The sequence below is a fragment of the Ornithinimicrobium carbonis genome (assembly GCF_977012275.1).
This window is the reverse complement of sequence record NZ_OZ348993.1, coordinates 2,906,897-2,929,905: the sequence shown is the minus strand read 5'-3', so window position 1 is coordinate 2,929,905 and position 23,009 is coordinate 2,906,897. Positions and strand designations below refer to the sequence as shown.

The window sequence follows — 23,009 nt, the reverse complement described above, 5'->3', positions numbered from 1 at the left end:
CTCCCTGCCCACCTTACGTCGGGGGCCGCTACCGTGGGGGCGTGCCGAGCTGCCCCTCGACGTCCACGACGTCCACGACGTCCCCCTCCTCCGCGACGTCCCCCTCCTCCTCGCCCACAGCCCCCGAGCTGCCCTCCGCGGTGCTCTGGGACATGGACGGCACGCTCGTGGACACCGAGCCCTACTGGATGGCCGAGGAGACCGCCCTCGTCGAGGCGGCCGGCGGCACGTGGACCCGGGAGGACGCCGTGCAGCTCGTGGGCAACGACCTGATGGTCTCCGCGCGCGTGATCCTGGAGACGACCCCGGTGACCGGGACGCCCGAGCAGGTCGTGGACGCGCTCGTCGCGGGGGTGGCGGCCCGGATGCGCTCGGCCCTGCCCTGGCGCCCCGGTGCCGCCGAGCTGCTGGCCGACCTGCGGCGGCACGACATCCCCTGCGCCCTGGTGACGATGTCCTGGTCGGCGCTCGCGGACGTGCTGCTCGAGCATCTGCCGGGCGGAACCTTCGCCGCCGTCGTCACCGGCGACCAGGTCGAGCGGGGCAAGCCGCACCCCGACCCCTACCTCGAGGCCGCCCACCGGCTCTCGGTCCCGCCGCACGCCTGCGTGGCCGTCGAGGACTCCCCCACCGGCGCCGCCTCGGCGACGGCCGCCGGGGTGCCCACCCTCGTCGTGCCGCACATCGTCGACGTGCCGCAGATGCCCGGGGCCGTCCGGCTCGGCAGCCTCGTCGACGTCTCCGCCCGGGACCTTCTCCCGCTGGTCTCCGTCGGACCCTGAGGACCCGGGGGCCGGCGTCGAGAGCCTGGGGGCGACGCCGAGGACCTCTCAGCGTTCGCGGACGACCGACCCGTCGTCCTGGAGCACCAGGAGCGGGTAGACCCCGTCCTCGTCGTGCACCTCGCGGCCGGTGACGGGCGGCGCGAAGACGCACAGCATCCGCATCTGCTCCTCGCACACCAGCTCGTGGCGCTCGTGCCCGTCCAGAAGGTACATGCTGCCCGGCCCGAGCGGGTGCTCCACCCCGTGGTCGAGGTCGCGCAGGACCCCCCGGCCCTCGACGAGCCAGACCGCCTCCACGTGGTGGGCGTAGTGGAACACGTTGCGGGTCCCGGCCGGGATGGTGGTCTCGTGGAAGGAGAAGCCGGCCCGGTCGTCGGCCAGGACGATCCGCTTGGAGCGCCAGGTGCCGGCCTCGTTGGTCACGTCCCTGTCGGTGCCCGTGATCTGCGCCGTCGTCCGCACGATCATGCCGCGGACTCCGTCAGTGCGACGCCGAGGAGGGCGTCCACGGCGACCGGCACGAGGCCAGCGCCCGCCCGGCCCTCGAGCACGGACGTGGCCCAGCGGTCCACCGCGCGCAACGCCGCCGGGGCGTCCAGGTCGTCGGCCAGGTGCCGGCGGACCTCCTCGACGACCCGCACCCCGATCTCCTGGGCCCGCTCACGGCCGGCGCCGCCGTCGCCGTCGCCGTCCACCGCGGCCGCCCGACGCCAGCGGACCAGCCGCTCCTGCGCGCGGCGCAACCCGTCCTCGGTCCACTCCCAGGCCCGGCGGTAGTGGTGGTCGAGCAGCACCAGACGCAGGGCCATCGGATCGACCCCCTGCGCGCGCAGCCTCGAGACGAGCACGAGGTTCCCCTTGGACTTGCTCATCTTCTCGCCGTCCAGACCGACCATCGCCTGGTGGACGTAGGCCTGCGCGAAGGGCGCACCGCCCTGGAGGGCGGTGCCCTCGACGGCGCTCATCTCGTGGTGGGGAAAGACCAGGTCGTCGCCTCCACCCTGCACGTCGAACCCCGGGCCCAGGTAGCGCTGGGCGATCGTGGAGCACTCGATGTGCCAGCCCGGCCGGCCGCGACCCAGCGACCCGCCCTCCCAGTGCGGCTCCCCCACCCGGCCGGCCCGCCACAGCAGCGGGTCGAACGGATCGCGCTTGCCCTCCCGGTCGGGGTCGCCCCCCCGGTCGGCGAAGACCTCCATCATCTGATCACGGGTCCACCCCGAGACCGAGCCGAACGTCGGCTGCGTGGACAGGTCCAGGTAGACGTCGGACCGCTCCGCCCCGGGCACCGTCTCCTCGCCCCCGGGAACGGGCACGCAATAGGCGACCCCGTCGGCCAGCAGCGCGCCCACCGCGGTCACGTCGTCGGGGATCCCCTCCACGGCGCCGACGTAGTGGTCGGGCGGAAGCACCCGCAGCGCCTCCATGTCCTGGCGGAACAGGTCGATCTCCCGGGCGGCCAGGTCCTCCCAGTGCACCTCGTCCCGCGCGGCCCGCTCCAGGAGCGGCTCGTCGACGTCGGTGACGTTCTGCACGTAGAGGACGTCCAGCCCGGCGTCCCGCCACACGCGGTTGACCAGGTCGAAGGTGACGTAGGTGGCGGCGTGCCCCATGTGGGTGGCGTCGTAGGGGGTGATCCCGCAGACGTACATGCGGGCCCTTCCGTCCACCGGCGTCGGGGTCACCGGCCCGTCGCTCGCGGTGTCATGGACGACGAGGGGTCCACCGCGTCCGGCGGTCGGGACGGTCGGCACGGGGTCGGCGGTCCAGGTCTTCACGACGCGCCAGCCTAGTCGCCCCCCGCCCGCCGCCTCACCACCCCGACGCACGACCGGTGCCGCGAGGGCTCACCAGAGCGGCCACGGGAGCGGGTAGCGGGTCACGGGCGGCAGCGGCAGGTGCCCGGAGGTCAGCACGGCGTCGACCCTCGCCCGCAGCGCGAGCACCTCTTCCTCGGCGAGCAGGTCCTCGACCCCGCACCCCACGTCGAGGGCCGCGCGGAGACGCCGCAGGTCGGCCCGCTCGGTCCCGGTGAGCGGCCGGCCGGCCCATCCCCACAGCACCGTGCGCAGCTTGTCGTCGGCGTGCAGCGTCAGGCCGTGGTCGAAGCCCCGCAGACGGCCGTGGACGTCCACGGTCAGGTGGGCGGCCTTGCGGTCGGCGTTGTTGAGGACCACGTCGAGCACCGCCACCGCGCGCAGGTCCTCCCGGTCGGCGTGCGCGACGACGACCGCCCGGCCGGTCTGGTCCTCACCCTGCACGACCGGCAACCAGGCGGGGTCCTCGACGTCGGCGGCGAGGACCTCCACCAGTCCCGCGCTGGGATCGGCCCGCCGCCCCTCGTCCTGCTCGACCCAGGCCTGCACCGACCCGGGGCCCAGTGGCCCGTCCCGCAGGAGGGTGGGCGGGACCAGGTCCCACCCCGCCGCGCGGGACACCAGGTATGCCGCCACCTCCCGCCGCGAGAGCGTCGCCGGGTCGAAGTCGGCCAGCGGCCGCGCCCCCCGGTCGGGCTTGTAGACCGCCTGGCGGCCGGTGGGCCGGCCGTCGTCCTCGAGGAGGTCCACGAGCAGGGTCACGTTGGAGGCCTCCACGAGCCGTCCGACGACCTCGATCCGGCTGCGCGACAGCAGATCCAGGTCCTGTCGATCCTGGAGGTCCCGCTGCCCGGGCCCGACGTCGGCGACCATCCTGGCGGTCCGGGTCAGCGCTTGTAGCCGTTGGCCCGCGGGCAGATGTGCCCACCGGGATCCAACGGCTGCCCGCAGAACGGGCACGAGGGCCGCCCTCCGGCGAGGGAGGCGGTGCATCCCAGCGCGAACGCGCGGGCCCGGGCGGGCGGCAGGACCACCCGCAGGGACTGCGGCACCCGGCCGGTCCACGGATAGTCCTCGGTGGGGTCCAGCTCGAGCAGGTCCTCGGCCTCCGGCCGGTCGAACGCCTCCAGCACCACCCGCTCCTGGCCGGCGTCCCAGGCGACCGACAGACGCTGCACCCGGAAGTCGTCGTCGAAGGGACCGTCCAGCGGGGCGTGGTCGAGGAACGGCTCCGCCGCCTCCTCCGACCCCTCCCCCGGGGCCACCTCGTCGAGCAGCTCGCCCAGGGAGACGCCGAGCAGCCGGACCTGCTCCTTCTCCAGGGACACCGTGGTCCGCCGGTCGCCGTCGCCCGCCTGCAGGAAGAACGTCCGCTGCCCCGGAGGGCCGACGCTTCCGGCGACGAACCGCTCGGGCGGGTCGTAGACGTGTTCGGGCATGGTCACAACCCTACGTCGCCCCTGCCCCGCCACCCACCGCGGCGTCACCGGAGGAGCCCCGCTCCGCCAGCGCGGCACGGAGCGCGGACAGGTCGACGGGGTCCGAACCGGTGTCGTTGGTGCGCAGCACGAACGGGCGCGTCGGGGTCCGGTGCACGATGCTCACCGACGCCGGGTCGACGACGATGCGCTGGAACGCGTCCAGAGGGGTCGCCAGGGCGTCGGCGAGCACGGCCTTGATGACGTCGCCGTGGCTCACCGCCACCCACACGGCACCGGGGCCGTGCTCGGACTCCACCCGTGCGTCCCACTCCAGGACGGCGGCCACGGCCCGCTCCTGCATCCCGGCCATGGACTCGTGCTCGTGCTCCGGGTGCGGCGGAAAGGTCACCGTGGACGGTCGGTCCTGCACCTGCCGCCACAGCGGGTCCTCGGCCAGGTCCTTCAAGGACCGACCCGTCCAGGCGCCGTAGCGGGCCTCGCCCAGCCGCTCGTCCGTGTGCACCACGGGTCGGGCGCCGGGAGGGACGCCGTCCGCGAGCACCTGGGCGGTCTCCTGGCACCGCTGCAGCGGGCTGGCCACGACGGCGACGACCCCGGTGGCTGACAGCCGGGCCGCCACGGTCCCCGCCTGGTCGCGGCCGGTGCTGTCCAGTCCGAGCCCCCTGGTCCACCCGGCGAGGACACCGGTGGCGTTGGACCCCGTCCGACCGTGCCGGACCAGCAGACAGAGGGCCACGTCAGCGCCCCCGTCCGAGACGGGCGTGCGCCGCGACGGCCACCTCCAGGGCGTCCCGACGGGCGGCCGGGTCCTTGCCCCAGGGGGCCACGGTGAGGGTGGTGATGCCCGCGTCGGCGTAGCGCCGCATCCGCTCGGTGATGCGGTCGACGTCGCCGAGCAGGGAGGTGTCGTCGACGAACTGGGGTGGCAGCGCCGCGGCCGCCTCGGCCCACCGCCGCTCCAGGTAGAGCTCCTGCACCCGGTCGGCCTCCTTCGCATACCCCATCCGGCCCGCCAGCTGGTGGTAGAAGTTCTGCTTCCGGCTGCCCATGCCCCCGACGTACAGCGCCGGGTAGGGGCTGACCGTGCGGGCGCACTCCTCCAGGTCGTCCCCGGTGGCCAGGGCGACGGTCGCGCTGGTGTCGAAGGCTGCGGGCGGCCCCTGCGGTCGTCGGGCCATGCCGGTGTCCAGGTGGGCCCGCTGCTCCACGAAGTGCTCCGGCGAGACGAAGACCCCCAACCAGCCGTCGGCGATCTCGCCGGCCAGCTCCGTGTTCCTGGGACCCACGGCCGCCAGGTAGAGCGGGATCGCGCGCCGGTGGGTGTGCGTCAGGCGCAGCGGCTTGCCGGGACCGTCCGGCAGCGGGAGGGTGAGGTGACTCCCCTCGTAGACGAGGGGGCGGCGCGACAGCGCGAGCCGCACGACGTCGGCATACTCCCTGGTCCGCGCCAGGGGTGCGTCGAAGCGCACCCCGTGCCAGCCCTCCGAGACCTGGGGTCCGCTCACACCGAGGCCGAGCCGGAACCGGCCGCCGGACAGGCTGTCCAGGCTGGCCGCCGCCATCGCCGTCGCCGCCGGGGTGCGGGCGGGGATCTGCATGACGCCGGCCCCCAGGCCGATGTTCTCGGTGGTCGCCCCGACCCAGGCGAGCACGCTGACGACGTCCGGGCCGTAGGCCTCGGCCGCCCAGAAGACGTCCACGCCGAGCTCGTCGGCCCGTCGGACGAGGGCCAGGTTCTCCTCGTCCCGGCCCTGCCCCCAGAACCCGCAGCTCAGCCCGAGCCGCACCGCTCAGCCCCGGGGCGACGGGTCGACGTCGTACTCCTCGTCGTCCAGCCCGAGGTAGGGCTCGCCGGCCTGCTCCTCGTCGTCAAGGTCGCCGTCGGAGTCGTCGTCGTCCTCGTCCTCGTCATCACCGTCGTCGTCATCGTCGTCATCGTCGTCGTCGTCGTCGTCGTCGTCGTCGTCGACGAGCTCCTCGTCGTAGACCTCCAGCGGGGTGACCTCGCCGTAGGCGTCCATGAGGGCGTCGTCGTAGGCGGCGAACGCCTCGGCGACCCGTTCGTAGGCCTCCACGACGGCGGGGTCGTCGTCACCCCGGCTCACCGCGGCGGTCTCCAGGTGCGTCTCGAGGGCGGCGACGAAGGACGAGAGGGCTGCGCGCGGGTCGGCGGTCATGGGACGACGGTAGCGCGAAACCCGCGGTCACGGCAGGTGCGGGCGCGGGACGACCGGGGCGGTGCCTATGCTGTCGCTCACCATGGTCGAGTACGAGTTCCGTGAGCTGACGTTTTCCCGGGACAGCTCCCGCCCGGCGGTGCGGCAGACGCTCGCCGAGCACGCGGAGTACGGGCACTGGGAGCTGGTGCGGGTGCGGCTGTTCCGCGGCGGGGTGCGCAAGGTCGTCCTGCGCCGCAAGATCATCCGGGTGCGGCGCACCGCCTGAGGGCGGCGCCGCGCCGGCTCAGCAGTCGGCCACCAGCTGGCCCAGCACCCGGGTGCCGAATCGGATCGCGTCCGTGGGCACCCGCTCGTCGACCCCGTGGAACATGCCGACGAAGTCGAGCTCCTCGGGCAGACGCAGCGGCGCGAACCCGTAACCGGTGATCCCCAGCCGTGACAGGTGCTTGTTGTCGGTGCCGCCGGAGAGGCAGTAGGGCAGCACGTGCGCGCCGGGATCCTCTTTCAGCAGCGCCCGCTTCATCGACTCGACCAGCTCGCCGGACGACGGTGCCTCCAGGGCCACGTCCCGGTGCACGATCTCGATCTCGACGTGCTCGCCGGCCAGCTCGGCGATCGTCGCCATCAGCTCATCCTCGTGACCGGGGAGGAAGCGGCAGTCGAGCGAGGCGGAGGCGGTCTGGGGGATGACGTTGTGCTTGTAGCCGGACGAGAGCATCGAGAAGTTGGCGGTGTCCCGCAGCGTTCCCTCCACGAACCGGCGGGCACCGCCGAGTCGCTGGAGGACGTCCTCGACGCCCTCCTCCGACCACGTCCCGCCGACGATGCCGGCCACCCCGTCGAAGAGCTCCCGCACCGAGGCGATGAAGGTGCGCGGCCAGGGGTGGGCGTCGATCCGGGCGATGGCCTCGGCCAGGCGCACGATGGCGTTCTCGTCGCTGGGCACCGAGCCGTGCCCGGCCTTGCCGTGGGCGTGCAGGCGGAGCCAGGCGATGCCCTTCTCCGCGGTCTGGAGCAGGTAGGCCCGGGTCGGGGCGCCGGTCGCGGCGTCGGGCAGGGTCACCGAGAACCCACCGACCTCGCTGATGGCCTCGGTGCAGCCCTCGAACCACTCGGGGTGCTGCTCCACGACATACCCGGCGCCCTTGTCGCCGCCGTGCTCCTCGTCGGCGAAGAAGGCCCAGACGATGTCGCGTGGCGGCTTCTCCCCGGTGCGGGCCAGCTGCCGCAGGGTGGCCAGCAGCATCGCGTCCATGTCCTTCATGTCCACGGCCCCGCGGCCCCAGATCATCCCGTCCTGCTCGACGGCCTCGAACGGGTCGACCGACCAGTCCTTGGCCTCGGCCGGGACGACGTCGAGGTGTCCGTGCAGGACCAGGCCGCCGCGGCTGCTGTCGCGCCCCTCGGTCCGCACCACGACGCTGGCCCGGCCGGGGTCGGACTCGACCAGCTGCGGCTCGAGCCCGACCTCCTGGAGCAGGCCCACGACGTACTCCGCCGCTGCGCGCTCCCCCGGGCCGCTGCCGTCGCCGAAGTTGCTCGTGTCGATCCGGATCAGCTCGCGGCAGATCCGCACCGCCTCGTCCTCGACGGTGGTGGTCGTGATGGTGCCCTCGTCGCTCATGCACTCCACCCTAGGGGGCGGAGGACTTCCACCGGGGCCCGCCCGCGCGGGGACACGGCGAAGGGCCCGTCCTCCGTGAAGGACGGGCCCTTCACCGCATCGTCACCCGGCCGGCAACACCTCCGAGGTGGTGCTGCGGAGCTGACCGTCGCTGTCGGTGAAGGTCGCGACCACCCTCAGCTCGGAGGTCGCCTCGTCCGGCACCGGCAGCGAGTCCTGGACCGCGTCGCTGCCCGTCTCGGCCTGGTCGGACACCGGGACCCAGCTGCCCTCGGCGTTGAGCTCCTGCAGCGTGAACCGCACGTCGCTCGGGGCGGCCTCACCGTCGGCCAGGTCGAGGTCCGCCTGGACCTCGCCGCCGGCGGTGGCGACCTCCACCGTGGCTGCGACCACGTCGCAGGCCGCGCCGGTCGCCAGGACCACGCACGCGTCGGAGAACTGGACCTCCTCGACGTCGTGCAGGACGTCCTCACCCTCCTCCAGCGTGGTCACGCTGTAGTAGCCGTCGCCGAGGTCGGCGATGGTGGCGGCGGCCTGCGTGGACAGGTACTCCGCCGTGTCCACGGCCTGGTCGGCACCGGGGTCCACGACGATCTCGCGCACGATGTCGAAGTCGCCGGGGTGGAAGGTGCCGTCGAAGATCCGCGCCCGGAACTGGGCCGCCGAGTCGAACCTCTCGCCCGACGGCACGTGCACGAGCTGCACCCGGACGTAGGCGTCACCGTCGATGAAGTCATCACCGGCCCGGCCCTCGAACAGGTCGCTGCCGCTGCCTCCCAGCAGGAGGCTGGCGTCGTACTGCTCGCCGTCGGGACGCAGGCCCATGAAGCGGGCCGCGTGGTCCGGTCCGGTCGGCCCGCCGGGCTGCAGCAGGTCGCGCAGACCGGCGACCAGGTCCAGACCCTCCTCGGTCAACCAGTTGACCTCCTCAAAGGTCTGCTCGTCCGGGGTGAAGCCCAGGCCGCGGATGACGTCGTTCCCGCTGCCGCCGGACAGTGACTCCGTCTGCAGGTAGCGGTCCCGGATGGCGGTGACGTCCGGGGGCTGCAGGTTGAAGTTCATGTCCGCGTCGACGCCGGTGCTGGTGCCGTAGAAGGTGACGTGGTCGAAGCCGAACATCCCGTGGAACCGGTCGGTGCCACCCAGGCCTCCGACCAGGACGTCGTCACCACCCTCGGCGTCCATGTCGTCCGAACCGGTGCCGCCGATGAGGACGTCGTCCCCGCCGATGCGGTCGTCCTGGAACTGCTGGGAGTTGTCGCCGATGAGCAGGTCGGAGTGCGGCCCACCCTCCAGCCAGTCGTCCCCCTCGTTGGCGATCGGGGTGTCCCGACCGGTGCCGCCGAGGAAGATGTCGTTCCCGGTGCCCAGGAAGCCCGTGGCCCCGTCGGAGTTGTCCGACGGCTTGCTGACGAAGTCGTCACCGGCTCCGGCGAGCAGCAGGTCGATGCCGGGCCCGCCGTCGATCGCGTCGTCGCCGTCACCGCCCTTGATGTTGTCGTCGCCGAAGGTGTCGGTGAGGATGTCGTCCCCGGGACCACCCAGGATGGAGTCGTTGCCGGAGCCACCCTCGATCCGGTCGTCGCCACCGTAGCCCCAGAGCGCGTCGTCGCCCTGACCGCCACGGATGTTGTCGGCCGAGGTGCGGTTGCCGTGGATCTCGACGTGCTCGTCACCGTCCCAGCGCCACTGTCCGCCGACGTTGAGCAGACCGGCCGGAAGCGGGTCGGGCAGGTTCTCGAGGTCGAAGTACGGCTCGTGGACGTTGAAGATGCTGGCCGGCAGCAAGGACGCCTCCGTGTTGCGCTGGATCAGCGAGGAGAACGAGTTGGCCTCCAGGGCGGCGAACAGCTGGTTGCCCTGGTTGCGGAACAGGTAGTAGAACCGGTCGCCGAACTGCAGGTCCTCCAGCTGCTTCTCGAAGACGTAGTTGAACGTCGCGCCGAGCATGCCGCCGAACGGGTCGAGGGCCTCGGCGAGTCCGCCGACCCAGAAGTCGACCTCCTCCAGGCCGGTGACGGTCTGCCCGCCCACGTTGGCGTAGGCGCCGGTGCTCTGCAGGAACTCCAGCCGGTCGGCCGGCGGGTCGGCACCCGGGAAGAGCGCCTCCACCGCGGTGACGAAGCCGGCGCTGACCACAGCCTCCCCGCCGAGGACGACGATGCGGCTCGGCTGCAGGCGCAGGAGCTCGGCCTGCACCGCCGCCGGGACGGTGCTGCCCAGCCCGGGAACCAGCAGGAGCGGAGCCTGCTGCAGTCCGGCCACGGGGGCAGCGGTCAGGGCGTCCGGGAAGTTGAGCCCGGTCGCCAGGTAGACGGTCCCGCCCGCAGGTGCCGACGCGAACTCGGAGCTGCTGATGGCCGCTGACGTCTCGTAGCGGTTGGCACCGCCGATCCGCTCGACGGTTGTCGCGCCGTAGCTGCCGAGCGCCGCGAACGTGTCCGCGCTGACCGCGAGCTCACCACCGAGCACGACGATCCGCTGGGGAGCCATGGTCGTGAGCGCGGCCGCGGTGTGCGAGGGCACCCCGGTGGGTGAGACCAGGAGCAGAGGGGCACCCTTGGCCGCCGCCGCCGTACCGCCGGACAGAGCGTCCGGGAACGCGTTCCCGTTGGCCACGTAGACGGTGTCGGCGCCGGCGGGGAAGGCCCGCTGGGCCACTGCCGCGGCGGTCGCGTAGCGGTTCGGACCCGACAGCCGGGTCACGCCACCGGAACCGGCATAGGTCTCCAGGGCGGTCGCCACCTGCGGGCTGATGGCGAGGTCACCACCCAGGATGACGATCTCCGACGGAGCCAGCCGGGCCAGCTCGTTGGCGGTCGCCGACGGGATGCTGTTCTGCTGGGCCAGCAGCATGGGTCCGCCCTCGACCGCCCCGGCCGGTCCACCGGCCAGCGCGTCGGGGAAGGTGGTGCCGTTGGCGATGAACACCACCGGCACCTGCGGGGCGAAGTTGGCCGCGCTCAGTGCGGCAGCCGTCTCGTACCGGTTGGCCCCGGCCACCCGCTCCACGTCGCTGGTCACGCCGGCGCCGCTGACCAACGCCGTGGCGGCGGCTCGCTTTCCGGCCACGGTGGTCTGCTCGGTGATGGTCGGGTGGGTGCCGTAGGCTGCCACGAAGTTGATCAGCGAGGACTGGCTGTCACCGCGCCCGAAGTTGTTGCCGTTGCGCAGCGAGAGGCCGAAGTCCTCCCAGCTCGTGTACGGCCGCAGGTTGGGGTTGCCGGACTCCTCGAAGAAGGTCCGACGCGCTTCCTGCAGCGGCGGCACCCCGGCGTCCCGTCCACGCATCAGGTTGATCGTGGCGAGGTCGAGGGGCAGACCCAGCAGGCTGTTGCGCAGCGTGCTGGTCACCAGCTCGTCGGTCTGGCTGGCCGGCTGGTTGGTGGTGCCGTTGACCAGCGCCCCGGCCGCCTGGTCCGAGGTGAGCCGGTCGGCCGGCGCGCAGGTGTTGCCCGGCATCGTCGGCTGGACGCGGCAGTGGAAGGCCACCGGGTTGAGGAAGCCGTCCAGCAAGGAGGTCGGCTCGGTGCCGAAACCCTCACGACCCAGGTCTTCGGTGAGCATCGAGTGCCCGAACCGGTAGACCACGTGCGCGAACTCGGCGCGGATGGAAGGGTCGATCGTCTCGTCGTAGCTGTTCTCGTTGAAGGTGATGACGTCGATGGCCGGCTGGATGGTCCGGGCGAACTCCTCGAACACGAGGTGCTGGTACTGCATCTCGTTCGCGAAACGGGCCGCCTGGAAGAGCCGCTCGTTGTAGCTCCAGTCGTCGGCCTCGCTCTGGTCCTGGTAGGCCGCGAGGAGGCTCTGGTTGCCCGGTTCGGCCAGGACGGCCTTGATGTGCTCCACGAGCCTGTTGTGCTCGGAGTGGAACACGTGGTGGACCGCGGTCAGGCCGATGTTCTCGTTGCCGCGGCCGTCACCGGTGATGAAGTGCTGGCCGAGCGCCACGTTGTCGTAGCCGCTGAGGTCCGCGGTCGGGACGGCGCCGTGGGCGATGTCGTCCAGGAACGACTGGTCGAGCCGCTGGGCGGCACTCGTCGAGATCGGCGCTGCCGGGTTGCCCTCGACGACACCGGCCGACGTGAACAGCTGGGGCGCGCCGCGCAGCGGTCCGGGCACGAAGTTGCCGTAGAGGTCCACGACGACGTTCGGCACGGCGAGCACGTCGGCGTCCGTGAGCGCGATGCCCAGGACCGAGGCGGCCTGGGCCTTGACGTCGTTCCACGTCGCCAGCCCGCCGGTGGGCGCGTCCAGCAGGTGGCCGGTGGCCTGCGGACCGTTGGCGCCCAGGGTGTACTCACGCAGGAACACCTGGTGGGCCGGGTGCGAGGTGTAGGTCTGGTTCTGGTCGACGAACGGCGTGGTGCGGTTCTGGTGCTCGCGCACGTCGTCGGGGGTGCCGAGCACCCCGTCGTCACCGGGCTGGTTGGTGGCGCGGTCGATCGCCATGAAGCGCCGGCTGGGCGGCGTGACGTCGTACAACGGGTCGTCGGGGTTCAGCGGGACCACGATGGTTCCGCTGCCGCCCTTGTTGACGAGGTCGAGGCCGTGGTCGAAGAACTGGCCGAAGAGGACGAACCAGAGGTTCACGGGTGCCGACAGGCCCTCGTCGGGCATGAGGTTGGGCACGAACACCTCACCCGTCAGCGGGTCTGTCGTCGAACCGGGGTTGTCGGCGGCCGCGTCCACCGCCGCCGGGTTGGCGGTCGAGGAGTCGACGATGAGGTTGCTGATCACGCGCGGGTCCGAGTCGTAGACGGTGCCGTCGTACTGCGCGTAGCAGGAGCTGCCGACCTCGCACATGGACCGGTCGCCGTCGGGCAGCGGCGAGCCGGGCGAGGTGGGGTCCCCGTCGCGCCACTGGATGGGCAGCAGTCGCGGCATCAACCGGTTGGAGGACCCGAACTCGGTCTGTCCTTGGATCAGGTTGTTGAAGGACCCGTCCACGGTGCGCAGACCGTGCGGGAGCATCGGGTCACGGACGCACTTGCCGCTCGTGTCGTCGGTGGTCGGGCAGACGAGCGAGTAGGTCTCGTCCTGGGTGTTGAGGGCATGGGCATGGGCCTCGGAGATCTGGATCTGGTCGAGGATGAAGTCCAGGTCGCTGCCGATGAGGCGGAAGGTCGGTTCGGTCTCGGTGACCGCGGCAGAGGGAGCGACGAGCGAGGTCAGGGCCAGCGGGGCGACCACGAGCGTCGAGGCGCTGAGGAAGCCGACGGCCGCTCGCCAGCGCGATCTCAGCAGATGGGCCAGGAGCGCCAGACCTCCTGCCGTCAGGAGCAGGGCGACACTACCTAGCAAGATGTGAGATCCCACGACACGATTCCCCTCGAGTCAAGTCCAGCTGTGGCGCAGTTAGGTCTGCGAGGCTGATCCTCGTCCTCTGTGAGATTTGCCACAAGGCCCTGGGGAATGCTATATGTCCTCTAAACCCCATCGTTACCAAATCTTTACCAAATCTTGGGACTACTCGTCCACTCCCCCGGAAGCGGCCGGGGGACGCACGTCGGACCGGCCCCGAAGGACCGGCCCGACGTCCGTGCACCGCGGCCCACCGGATCCCGGTCGACCGCACCTGTCTGTCACCCCAGCTTGGACTCCACGCAGGCCACGAACTGGCCGAGCAGCTTGTCCGACACCGACTGCATCACCCCGCGGCCGAACTGCGCCGGCTTGCCGGTGATGTGCAGCACGGTGCCCACGTCCACGCGGGTACCCCCGCCGTCGGGTGCCAGCTGCATGGTCACGGTGGCCCCGGCGTTGCCCAGGCCCCGCATCCCCTTCCCGGTGCCCTCGATGACCGCCCGGTGGGCCTCGTCGTCCCGCTCGACGAACCGTCCGGTGCCCTGGTAGGTCACCGCGATCGGCCCCAGCTTGACCTTGACCGTGCCGGCGAAGGTCTCCTCGTCGGACTCGGTGACGGTCGCACCGGGGAAGCAACCGCCCACCGTGTCCAGGTCGGTCATCAGCTCCCAGGTGCGCTCCGGGGCCGCCGGGACCGTGAACGAGTGCTCCAGCTCCATCGCCACGGGTCAGCCCCCTGCCGCAGACAGGACCGCGCGTCGGGTCAGCACCCCGGCCAGGTGGCGCCGGTAGTCGGCCTGACCGTTGAGGTCCGAGGGTGGGTCGGTGCCCTCCCCGGCCCGGGCGCAGATCTGCGCCACGGCCTCCTCCGTCGCCGGCAGCCCCACGAGGGCCTGCTCGACGTCGGTGGCCCGCAGCGGCGTGGCGCCCATGTTGGTCAGCCCGACCCGTGCCTCGGCGATGGTTCCGCCCTCGGCCCGCACGGTCGCGGCCACGCCGATGATCGCCCACTGGTGGGAGACGCGGACGAACTTCTCGTAGTGGCTGCCCCACCCGGTGTGCTTGGGCAGGACGACCGCGGTCAGCAGCTCCCCCTCCCCGACGGCGGTCTCGAAGAGGTCGAGGAAGAACTCCGAGGCCGGGACCTCACGCTCCCCCTCGGGTCCCTGGATGACCATCCGACCCTCCAGCGCGAGGACGGGTGCGCCCACGTCGCCGGCCGGGTCGGCGTGCACGAGCGCGCCGCAGACCGTGCCGCGGTGCCGGATCTGGGGGTCGGCGATCTCCTTGACTGCTGCCCGCAGCAGCCCGAGGTGCTCGGTGACCAGGTCGGAGTCGAGCACGTCCTGGTAGGTCGAACCGGCCCCGATGCGGATGCCGTCCCCCTGGTCGGTGATGCCCTTGAGCTCCTCGATCCGCGAGATGTCCACGACCATCCCGGGGGCGTTCAGCCGCATGCGCAGGACGGGGAGCAGCGACTGCCCGCCCGCCATGACCTTGGCCTCGTCACCGTGCTCGGCGAGCAGGGCCAGGGCCTCCTCGACGGTGGAGGGGACGGCGTAGTCGAACGGTGCGGGGATCATGCCCGACCACCTTCCTGGGAGTATGCGGTCGCGTCCGTCGGTCCGGTCGTCGCACCCGGACTCCCCTGGGCCGGCGGGTCACCCGGTCCGGGATCGTCCTGGTTGGGGGCGTCCTGCGCGAAGTGGGGCTGGGCGCTGTCCTGCGTCGCGGTGCCGCCCCCCTCCCTGCTGTCCTGTATGGCCCGCCAGACCCGCTCGGGCGTGCAGGGCATCGTGATGTCGTCGATGCCCATCGGGCGGACCGCGTCCACGACGGCGTTGACCACGGCCGGGGTCGAGGCGATGCAGCCGGCCTCACCCACGCCCTTGGCGCCCAGGTCGTTGGTGGTCGACGGCGAGACGGTCCGGTCCGTGACGAAGCTGATCGTGTCCGCAGAGGTGGGCAGGGTGTAGTCCACGAACGACCCGGAGACCAGGGTGCCCTGGTCGTCGTAGACCGCCTCCTCCCAGAGTGCCTGCGCGATGCCCTGGACGAGGCCACCGTGGATCTGGCCGTCGACGATGAGCGGGTTCACCACGTTGCCGACGTCGTCCACGGAGACGTAGGAGCGCATCCGGCTCTGCCCGGTCTCGGTGTCCACCTCCATCGCGCACAGGTGGGTCCCGTGCGGGAAGGAGAAGTTCTCCGGGTCGAAGGTCGCGTCGGCGTCCAGGCTGGGCTCCATGCCGTCGGGAAGGTCGTGGGCGGCGAAGACCCTCAGCGCGAGGTCGGTGAGGGCCACGCCCTCCTGGTCGTCGCCCGCGCCCCGCACCCGGAACCGGCCGGTGCTGAACTCCAGGTCGTCGACGTTCGCCTCCAGCACGTGCGCGGCCAGCGGCCTGGCCTTCTCGACCACCTTCTGGGCCGCTTGGATGACGGCCTGGCCGCCGACCACCAGGGACCTGGACCCGTAGGTGTCCAGGCCCCGGGGGCTGATCTGCGTGTCGCCGTGCAGCACCTCGACGTCTTCGAACGGCACTCCGAGCTGGTCGGCGACGATCTGGCTCCACGCGGTCTCGTGCCCCTGACCGTGCGCGGAGGAGCCGGTGATGACCTCCACCTTGCCGCTCGGGAGCATCCTCACGGAGGCGTGCTCCCAGCCGCCGGCGCCGTAGTTTAGCGAGCCCAGGACCCTGCTGGGCGCCAGGCCGCACATCTCGGTGAAGGTGGAGATGCCGATCCCCAGCTGCACCCGGTCCCCGCTCTCGCGGCGACGGGCCTGCTCGGCCCGCAGCTCGTCATACCCGAACAGCTCCTTGGCCCGCGCGGTGGCGGCCTCGTAGTTGCCGGAGTCGTACTCCAGTCCGCAGACCGAGGTGAACGGGAACTCCTCGTGGGTGATCCAGTTCTGCTCGCGCACCTCCAGGGGGTCGCGTCCCAGCTCGGCGGCGAGCTCGTCCATGAGGCGTTCGATGGCGAACGTCGCCTCGGGCCGCCCGGCGCCCCGGTAGGCGTCCGTCCAGGTCTTGTTGGTGAAGACGTTGGTGCAGGTGAAGTGGTAGGCGGGGAACTTGTAGATGGCGTTGAACATGAACGCACCCAGGATCGGCACGCCCGGTGTCACCAGCCCCAGGTAGGCGCCCATGTCGGCGAGCAGCTCCACCTTGAGCCCGGTGACGGTGCCGTCCTTGCGGGCCGCGAGGGTGAGCTTCTGCCACTGGTCGCGGCCGTGGTGCCCCGACAGCAACGACTCGCTGCGGGTCTCGGTCCACTTGCAGGGCTTGCCCGTGTGCCGGGCCGCCAGGAAGGTGATGATCTCCTCCGGCGTGACCTGCAGCTTGCCGCCGAACCCGCCGCCGACGTCCGGGGCGATGACCCGGATCTTCGACTCGGACACGCCCAGGGTGAGCGCGAGCATGAGGCGCAGGATGTGCGGCACCTGCGTGGAGGACCACATGACGAACTGCTCGCCGGTGGGGTCGACGACCACGGAGCGGGGCTCCATGAAGGAGGGGATGAGGCGCTGCTGGCGGTACTCCCGCTCGATGAGCACCTCGGCGTCGCGGATGGCGGCCTCGACGTCCTCGCCGGTCCCGGCCTCCGCCGAGTCGAAGGTCCAGGTCGCGGACCGGTTGGTGCCCAGGTCGGGATGGGCCAGGACCTCGTCGGCGGCGGAGCGCCGCAGGTCGAGGGTGGCCGGGAGCTCCTCGTAGTCCACGTCGACGAGCTCGGCCGCGTCGCGTGCGGCGGCCGCCGAACGGGCGACGACGACGGCGACGATCTCCCCCGAGAAGGCGACCCGGTCCACGGCGATGGCCGGGTGCGGCGGGGCCTTCTGGTCCTCGGTGATCGGCCAGGCGGTCGGCAGGGATCCCTGCAGGTCCTTGACGTCCTCGCCGGTGAGGACGGCCGTGACGTTCGGCGAGGCCAGGGCCGCGCTGGTGTCGACCGCGGTGATGCGGGCATGGGCGTAGGGGCTGCGCACCATGGACAGGTGCAGCATGCCCTGGAGCTGCATGTTGTCGGTCCACCTCGTCCGGCCGGTGATGAGGCGCTGGTCCTCCTTGCGGCGTCGGTCCCGGCCGACCTCCAGGCCGTTGACCTCGTCGGAGCTGTCCACGTCGGTCCGCTCGTCCACGACCTCGGCGACGCCCTCGGGGCTGACGCTCACGACTGCTCACCCCCGCCGACGGTCGAGGAGGCCCCGGCCGCCTGGAGGACGGCCTTGACGATGTTGTGGTAGCCGGTGCACCGGCACAGGTTGCCCTCCATGTGCTGGCGGACGTGCTCCTCGTCGGGGTCCGGGTTCTCGGCCAGCAGGTCGGTGGCCTGCATGATCATCCCCGGGGTGCAGAAGCCGCACTGCAGGGCGTGGCAGTCGCGGAACGCCTCCTGCAGGGGGCTGAGCTGCTGGCCGTCGGCGAGACCCTCGATGGTGGTCACGCTGCGGCCGTCCGCCTGGACGGCGAGGACGTTGCACGACTTCACGCTGCGGCCGTCCAGGTGCACGGTGCAGGCCCCGCAGCTGCTGGTGTCGCAGCCGACCACCGTGCCGGTCTTGCCGAGCTGTTCTCGTAGGTAGTGGACCAGGAGCGTTCGTGGCTCCACCTCGTCGGTGTAGGTCACGCCGTCGACCGTCACGGAGATCTGGGTCATGCGTCCTCCAAGCTGGGGAACCGGACTTCGTTGTCCCCCGTGATCCTGCCCTGGCCGGGACCGCACCGCAAGGGGTGCACCGGTGGCGCTCAGTCCGCCGGAGGGTTTCCCGGCTCGTGACGGTGGATGGCCCCCTCGGTGCGGCTGAGCGGCTCGCCCTGACCGCCCCACCGTTCGGCGATGATCTCCGCGGCGATCGAGACGGCCGTCTCCTCGGGCGTGCGGGCGCCCAGGTCGAGGCCGACCGGGCTGCGCAGGCGCGCCAGCTGCTCCTCGGTCAGCCCCACGCCGCGCAACCGGTTCAACCGGTCCTCATGGGTGCGGCGCGACCCCATCGCCCCGACGTACGCGAGCGGCGGGGCACCGTCCCCGAGGAGCCGCTCCAGCAGGGGCACGTCGAACTTGGGGTCGTGGGTCAGGACGCAGGCGACCGTCCGCTCGTCGAGGGCGTCCAGGCGCATCTGCTCCTCGACGTAGCGGTGCGGCCAGGAGACGACCACCTCGTCGGCGTCGGGGAAGCGGCTGGCCGTGGCGAAGACCGGTCGGGCGTCGCACACGGTCACGCGGTAGCCGAGGAAGGTCCCCATCCGGGCCACCGCGGCTGCGAAGTCGATCGCTCCGAACACGAGCATCCGGGGCCGGGGGGCGTAGGAGCTGACGAAGACGCGCATCCCCTCGCCCCGGCGCTGCCCCTCGGGGCCGTAGCTCAGGGTGGCGGTCCGCCCCTGGGCCAGCATCCCCCGGGCGTCGTCGAGCACGGCCGCGTCGGCGCGGGGCGAGCCGAGGGTGCCGGAGGACGGCGCACCCTCCGGGCGGACCACGAGGTGGCGGCCGAGCAGGTCAGGGTCGGGGTGCTCGACGACCGTCGCCACCGCCACGGGCACGCCGGCCTCGATGTCGGCGGCCACCGCGGCCAGCTCGGGAAAGTCCTCGCGACCGACCCGCTCGACGAAGATGTCGAGGATCCCGCCGCAGGTCAGTCCGACGCCCATGGCCTCGTCGTCGGACACGCCGTACCTCTGCAGCACGGGGGAGCCGGAGGCGATCACCTCCTGGCCCAGCTCGTAGACGGCTCCCTCGACGCAGCCGCCGGACACGGAGCCGACGGCCTCACCCTCCACCCCCACCAGCATCGCCGCGCCGGGCTGGCGGGGGGCCGACTTCCACGTGCCGACGACCGTCGCGAGGGCGACCTGCTCGCCGTCGTCCCACCACCGGAGCAGCCTGTCCAGGACCTCACGCACGCGCGACCACCTCCAGCAGCTCTTCGAACGTCGCCAGCGAGTGGCCGGCGACGAGGTCGTCCACGTGCGGCAGGACCGCACGGATCCCGGACTGCACGGGAGCGTAACCCTCCTTACCCCGGTGGGGGTTGACCCACACGACCCGGTGGGCCAGGGCGTGCAGCTGCCGCACCGCCTCCCCCAGCCGGGCCGGGTCCTGCCGCTCCCACCCGTCGCTGACGATGACCACGACCGCGCCGCGGGCCGTGCCGCGGCGGCCCCAGCGTCGCACGAAGGCGTCCAGCGTCTCCCCCAACCGCGTCCCGCCGGACCAGTCGGGCACCGTCTCCCCGGCCGCCAGCAGGGCACGGTCCGGATCACGTTCGCGCAGCGCCCGGGTCACGTGGGTCAGCCGGGTGCCGAGCGTGAAGACCTCGGTCGTGCGCGGAGCGGCCTGGACCATGACGTGGGCCAGCCGCAGCAGGCTGTCGGCGTAGGGACCCATCGAGCCGGACACGTCCACCAGCACCACCACCGGGCGCGGACGGGGCCGCCGCCGCCGGTGGCGGACGCGCACCGGCTCCCCCAGGTTGCGCAGCTGGGCGCGCACCGTCGCCCGGCCGTCGACGGCACCGTGGTGCGCAGGGGTATGCCGTCGTCCCCGGCGTCGCGGAGACCGCGGACGCAGGGAGGCGAACCGTCGTCGCAGGGCGGCCCTGTCGGTCGGGGACAGACCGGCGACGTCGCGGTGACGCAGAACCTCCTCGGGGGAGGCCGCCACGCGCAGCACGGGGTTCTCCCGGCCGTCCGCCCCGCCGGCCCCGGGTCCGTCCAGAGGTGCCTGCACGGTGGTGACCCTCGGCACCTCGTTCCGACCGACCGCCCGCAGGGGACGACCGGCGAACCAGGCGTCGAACACCCGGTCGTAGGGCTCGACGTCCGCGCCGGAGGCGGTGAGCGTCCCCCGCCCGGCCCAGTAGACGGCGTCCCGACGCCCCAGCCCGACCGCTGAGCAGGCCTGCAGGAAGGTGCGCTCACGGTCCGCCGTGACGGGCAGCCCGGCGGCCCGGCAGGCACGCGCGAAACCGAGCAGCACCTGACCCGCGTCCCAGCCGTCGGCGTGCGGCATCAGGCCAGCATCCGGTCCAGGGACGCTCTGACCCGCTCGGCGTCCTCGCGGTACTTGATCGCCGCTCCCATGGTCGCAGCGGCGACCTGCGGGTCCAGGGTGCTGGCCCCCAGGGCGTGCAGCGCCCGGGCCCAGTCGAGGGTCTCGGCCACCCCGGGCGGCTTCACCAGGTCCGCCTCGGCCCGTAGCCGCTGCACCACGCCCACCACCTCCGCCGCCAGCCGCTCGTCGACCTCGGGCAGCCGGGTGCGGACGATCGCCAGCTCCCGGTCCAGGCCGGGGTGCTCGATCCAGTGGTAGAGGCAGCGTCGCTTGAGCGCGTCGTGCAGCTCGCGGGTCCGGTTGGAGGTCAGGACCACGAGCGGGGGCTCGGTCGCGCGGATCGTCCCCAGCTCGGGGATGGAGACGGACCACGAGGACAGCACCTCGAGCAGGAACGCCTCGAACTCGTCGTCCGCCCGGTCGATCTCGTCGACCAGCAGCACGCAGGGTGCCTCCTGCAGGGCGCGCAGGACCGGCCGCGCCAGCAGGAACCGCTCGTCGAAGAGCTCGTGCTCCAGCGCGGCGACGTCTGCGACCTCGCGGTCGGGACCGGCCGTCGCCGCCGCCTCGACCACCCTCAGGTGCAGGATCTGACGCGGGAAGTCCCAGTCGTACAACGCCTGGCTGGCCTCGATCCCCTCGTAGCACTGCAGCCGCACCAGCGGGATCCCCCGCAGCTCGGCCAGCGCTTCGGCCAGCGCGGTCTTGCCGGTCCCCGGCTCCCCCTCGAGCAGGAGCGGACGCTGGAGGGCGTGCGACAGCCAGGTCACGGTGGCCAGGCCCTCGTCGGTGAGGTACCCGGTGGTGGCCAGCGCCTCGGCCAGCGCCTGCGGATCGGCCATGACGTCGTCGCGCTGCATGAGCCGAGCATGACCGACGGGCCGAGGCAGCGTCCAACCGGGTGTGCCGCTCTACGTGCCCCGGCCGCCCGCCGGCGCTGCCGAGCCGGTTCAGGCGCTGCGCCGGAGGGGGTCGTTCTCGTGGTCGTGGGCGTCGTCGGTGCGTGGTGGTGGTGGTGGTGCTGTGGTGGGTGCTCGGCCGTGGAAGGTGTCCAGGACCGGTGGTGGGTCCTGGTAGGTGCTGGGTGGTGGGTCGGCGTGGCGGGGGTGCTCGCGGGCCAGGTTGCAGCGGGCGCACAGGCCTCGGGCGTTGTCGACGGTGGTGGTGCCGCCGTCGCGGTAGCGGGTGATGTGGTCCAGGTGGCGGATGGGCGCGCCGCACCAGGCGTGGGCGCAGTAGCGGCCGCGGGCGATCAGCGTGGCGCGCAGGGCCCCGGTGAAGACGCGGCGTCGGGGGTCGCGCACGGTCAGCACCCCGGTGAGCGGGTCGGTCCACAGCCGGCGCAGCCACACCGTGCCGGCCCTGATCGTGCCAGGGTCCGGCCCGGGCAGCCCGGTTGACCCGGGCAACCCGGCAGACCCGGCAGACCCGGGGGTCCCTGCGGTGGGGCCGCCGGGTGTCTGGGGTTGCTGCTGAGAGGTGCGGGTGGGCAGGGTCGGTGGGGGCGGCCCTGGGGGTGTACCGCCGTGGACGGCGGTGCATCGGGCGTCGGTGCACCGGCCACCGGCCGGGCACGGCCCAGGTGCCTGCTGCCGCCCGCGGGCCGGCTGGTTCCCCTCGCCGGGGCCTCGCTCCCCGTCGTGGTCGTCGTCGACCTGCGGGTGGCCGGTGTCGTCGTGGTCGTCGTCGACCTGCGGGTGGCCGGTGTCGTCGTGGTCGTCCAGGGCTTCCGGGGTGTCGGTGGAGGGGGTCAGCAGGTCGCGGGCCAGGTCGGCGGGCAGGGGCCCGTACCCGCTCAGGTCGGCCGCGGCGCTGTCCCCGGCCAGCAGGGTCGCGTCGGTCAGGACCAGGCCGATCTCGACGTCGATGCCGTCCACGACGGTGCGGCCGGTGACCCGCGCGACCAGCTCGTCGGCCATCAGCTGGTTCAGGGTGCGCGGGTCGCCGGCGGCGCGGGCGCCTTCGGCGTGGGTGCGCAGCACCTGGTGGGTCGCGATCGCCTGGGCAGCCGGCAACCGGGCGCACAGCAGGCCCATCACGTCCGGGGCCGGGCGCACCGAGACCCCCCGGTCGGCCGCCGCTCGGCGGGCCCGGGCCACGAACCCGGCCGGGTCGACCTCGTAGGCCAGCGCGCGGGCCGCCGCCACGATCTGCCGGGTCGAGGCCCCTGCCAGGGACCCGGCCAGCCGCCGGTCGACCTGCGCCCGGTCTGCGGGGTCCAGGCAGGAGGTGGCCTCGGTGACCAGACGGGCCTGGGCCGGGCTGATCGTGCCTCCGGCCAGTGCGGCGAACGTGGCCGGCATCTCGCCCACCAGCGCCCGCGCCGCGGTCAGCTCCCGCCCGGCCCAGTACGGCGAGGTACGCCGTGCGGCCGCCAGGTCGTCGGCCACCGCCCTCCCGCGTCTGGAGGCGGGGACCCCCTCCCGGGCCTGGGCGGCCACCTGGGAGGCACCGAAGGCGACCTGCGCCCGGGCGCTGACCGCGCCGACCGTGCGGGACAGCACCTCCAGCCCCTCCACCAGGGCCAGCAGCCCCGCATCGTCGATCTGCGACACCTCCGCGCCGGCCAGCGCCCGGGTCCAGCCCTGCACCACCTCGACCAGACCCGGCTCCCCGGGCCCGGCCGAGGCGCAGCGGCACCCGCACGAGCAGGCGGGTGACGCCATACCCCGCTCCTGCCCGGCCGACTCCGCGGCCGGCCCGGTGCCGATCCCCTCCGGTCCTGCGTCCACGTCCCCCACCCCCTCCGGTGGTCCAACGGCGAAACCTCCCCCGGCTCCACCTTTGAAGAACACCCT

The 23,009-nt window shown here is 72.8% G+C and carries 20 protein-coding genes; 2 read left to right on the top strand and 18 right to left on the bottom strand.

From position 1 onward, the window contains the following. Positions 1 to 28: 28 nt before the first annotated feature. On the bottom strand, positions 29 to 154 hold the full coding sequence (locus ACWHYA_RS13405; protein WP_425942554.1) for a hypothetical protein: 126 nt from the start codon (positions 152 to 154) through the stop codon (positions 29 to 31). On the opposite strand from ACWHYA_RS13405, the gene ACWHYA_RS13400 reads away from it, so the two are divergent. Then, positions 153 to 782 (top strand): HAD family hydrolase, encoded by a 630-nt coding sequence (locus tag ACWHYA_RS13400; protein ID WP_425942553.1) that lies wholly within the window; start codon positions 153 to 155, stop codon positions 780 to 782. The genes ACWHYA_RS13405 and ACWHYA_RS13400 overlap by 2 nt on opposite strands. Before the next feature lie 48 nt (positions 783 to 830). On the opposite strand, the gene ACWHYA_RS13395 is transcribed toward ACWHYA_RS13400, so the two are convergent. From ACWHYA_RS13395 to ACWHYA_RS13365, 7 genes are all read right to left on the bottom strand, one after another. Further along, positions 831 to 1,253 carry an ectoine synthase gene (locus tag ACWHYA_RS13395; RefSeq protein WP_425942552.1) on the bottom strand — a complete coding sequence of 141 codons (423 nt, stop codon included), beginning with the start codon at positions 1,251 to 1,253 and terminating at the stop codon, positions 831 to 833. Then, positions 1,250 to 2,563, bottom strand: a complete 1,314-nt coding sequence (gene mshC, locus ACWHYA_RS13390) for a cysteine--1-D-myo-inosityl 2-amino-2-deoxy-alpha-D-glucopyranoside ligase (RefSeq protein ID WP_425942551.1) — start codon at positions 2,561 to 2,563, stop codon at positions 1,250 to 1,252. Before mshC ends, ACWHYA_RS13395 begins: the two co-directional genes overlap by 4 nt. Positions 2,564 to 2,632: 69 nt before the next feature. Then, positions 2,633 to 3,475: an SCO1664 family protein gene (locus ACWHYA_RS13385; RefSeq protein ID WP_425942550.1), complete on the bottom strand. Its 843-nt coding sequence runs from the start codon at positions 3,473 to 3,475 to the stop codon at positions 2,633 to 2,635. Between the two features lie 14 nt (positions 3,476 to 3,489). Then, a complete protein-coding gene (locus ACWHYA_RS13380; protein ID WP_425942549.1) occupies positions 3,490 to 4,041 on the bottom strand; it encodes a DUF3090 family protein in 552 nt (183 codons plus the stop codon). Positions 4,042 to 4,051: 10 nt separating this feature from the next. Then, positions 4,052 to 4,780 (bottom strand): MSMEG_4193 family putative phosphomutase, encoded by a 729-nt coding sequence (locus ACWHYA_RS13375; RefSeq protein WP_425942548.1) that lies wholly within the window; start codon positions 4,778 to 4,780, stop codon positions 4,052 to 4,054. Position 4,781: 1 nt separating this feature from the next. Then, positions 4,782 to 5,831: an LLM class F420-dependent oxidoreductase gene (locus tag ACWHYA_RS13370; RefSeq protein WP_425942547.1), complete on the bottom strand. Its 1,050-nt coding sequence runs from the start codon at positions 5,829 to 5,831 to the stop codon at positions 4,782 to 4,784. Positions 5,832 to 5,834: 3 nt separating this feature from the next. Then, complete coding sequence (locus ACWHYA_RS13365) at positions 5,835 to 6,221, bottom strand: hypothetical protein (protein WP_425942546.1); 387 nt, start codon at positions 6,219 to 6,221, stop codon at positions 5,835 to 5,837. 67 nt (positions 6,222 to 6,288) lie between these two features. Here ACWHYA_RS13365 and ACWHYA_RS13360 point away from each other — a divergent pair, with 67 nt between their 5' ends. Next, on the top strand, positions 6,289 to 6,489 hold the full coding sequence (locus ACWHYA_RS13360; RefSeq protein WP_425942545.1) for a DUF5703 family protein: 201 nt from the start codon (positions 6,289 to 6,291) through the stop codon (positions 6,487 to 6,489). 18 nt (positions 6,490 to 6,507) lie between these two features. Here ACWHYA_RS13360 and ACWHYA_RS13355 read toward each other — a convergent pair whose 3' ends face one another. The 10 genes from ACWHYA_RS13355 to ACWHYA_RS13310 all read right to left on the bottom strand — a co-directional run bounded on the left by ACWHYA_RS13355 (position 6,508) and on the right by ACWHYA_RS13310 (position 22,943). Then, complete coding sequence (locus ACWHYA_RS13355; protein ID WP_425942544.1) at positions 6,508 to 7,848, bottom strand: M20/M25/M40 family metallo-hydrolase; 1,341 nt, start codon at positions 7,846 to 7,848, stop codon at positions 6,508 to 6,510. Between the two features lie 102 nt (positions 7,849 to 7,950). Then, positions 7,951 to 13,170: a peroxidase family protein gene (locus ACWHYA_RS13350; protein WP_425942543.1), complete on the bottom strand. Its 5,220-nt coding sequence runs from the start codon at positions 13,168 to 13,170 to the stop codon at positions 7,951 to 7,953. A 266-nt stretch (positions 13,171 to 13,436) separates the two neighbouring features. After that, the gene (locus ACWHYA_RS13345; protein WP_425942851.1) at positions 13,437 to 13,877 is read right to left on the bottom strand and encodes an SRPBCC family protein; all 441 of its coding nucleotides are present in this window, start codon (positions 13,875 to 13,877) and stop codon (positions 13,437 to 13,439) included. A 9-nt stretch (positions 13,878 to 13,886) separates the two neighbouring features. After that, on the bottom strand, positions 13,887 to 14,741 hold the full coding sequence (locus tag ACWHYA_RS13340) for an FAD binding domain-containing protein (RefSeq protein WP_425942542.1): 855 nt from the start codon (positions 14,739 to 14,741) through the stop codon (positions 13,887 to 13,889). After that, positions 14,738 to 17,281 (bottom strand): xanthine dehydrogenase family protein molybdopterin-binding subunit, encoded by a 2,544-nt coding sequence (locus tag ACWHYA_RS13335; RefSeq protein ID WP_425942850.1) that lies wholly within the window; start codon positions 17,279 to 17,281, stop codon positions 14,738 to 14,740. The genes ACWHYA_RS13340 and ACWHYA_RS13335 overlap by 4 nt, the downstream gene beginning before the upstream one ends. Before the next feature lie 47 nt (positions 17,282 to 17,328). Then, positions 17,329 to 17,817 (bottom strand): (2Fe-2S)-binding protein, encoded by a 489-nt coding sequence (locus tag ACWHYA_RS13330; protein WP_425942541.1) that lies wholly within the window; start codon positions 17,815 to 17,817, stop codon positions 17,329 to 17,331. 89 nt (positions 17,818 to 17,906) lie between these two features. Continuing rightward, a complete protein-coding gene (locus ACWHYA_RS13325; RefSeq protein WP_425942540.1) occupies positions 17,907 to 19,061 on the bottom strand; it encodes an XdhC family protein in 1,155 nt (384 codons plus the stop codon). After that, on the bottom strand, positions 19,054 to 20,169 hold the full coding sequence (locus ACWHYA_RS13320; RefSeq protein ID WP_425942539.1) for a vWA domain-containing protein: 1,116 nt from the start codon (positions 20,167 to 20,169) through the stop codon (positions 19,054 to 19,056). Before ACWHYA_RS13320 ends, ACWHYA_RS13325 begins: the two co-directional genes overlap by 8 nt. Beyond that, positions 20,169 to 21,071, bottom strand: coding sequence for an AAA family ATPase (locus ACWHYA_RS13315; RefSeq protein WP_425942538.1), 903 nt, complete (start codon positions 21,069 to 21,071; stop codon positions 20,169 to 20,171). Before ACWHYA_RS13315 ends, ACWHYA_RS13320 begins: the two co-directional genes overlap by 1 nt. Before the next feature lie 90 nt (positions 21,072 to 21,161). Further along, positions 21,162 to 22,943: an HNH endonuclease gene (locus ACWHYA_RS13310; protein WP_425942537.1), complete on the bottom strand. Its 1,782-nt coding sequence runs from the start codon at positions 22,941 to 22,943 to the stop codon at positions 21,162 to 21,164. Between the last annotated feature and the right edge of the window lie 66 nt (positions 22,944 to 23,009).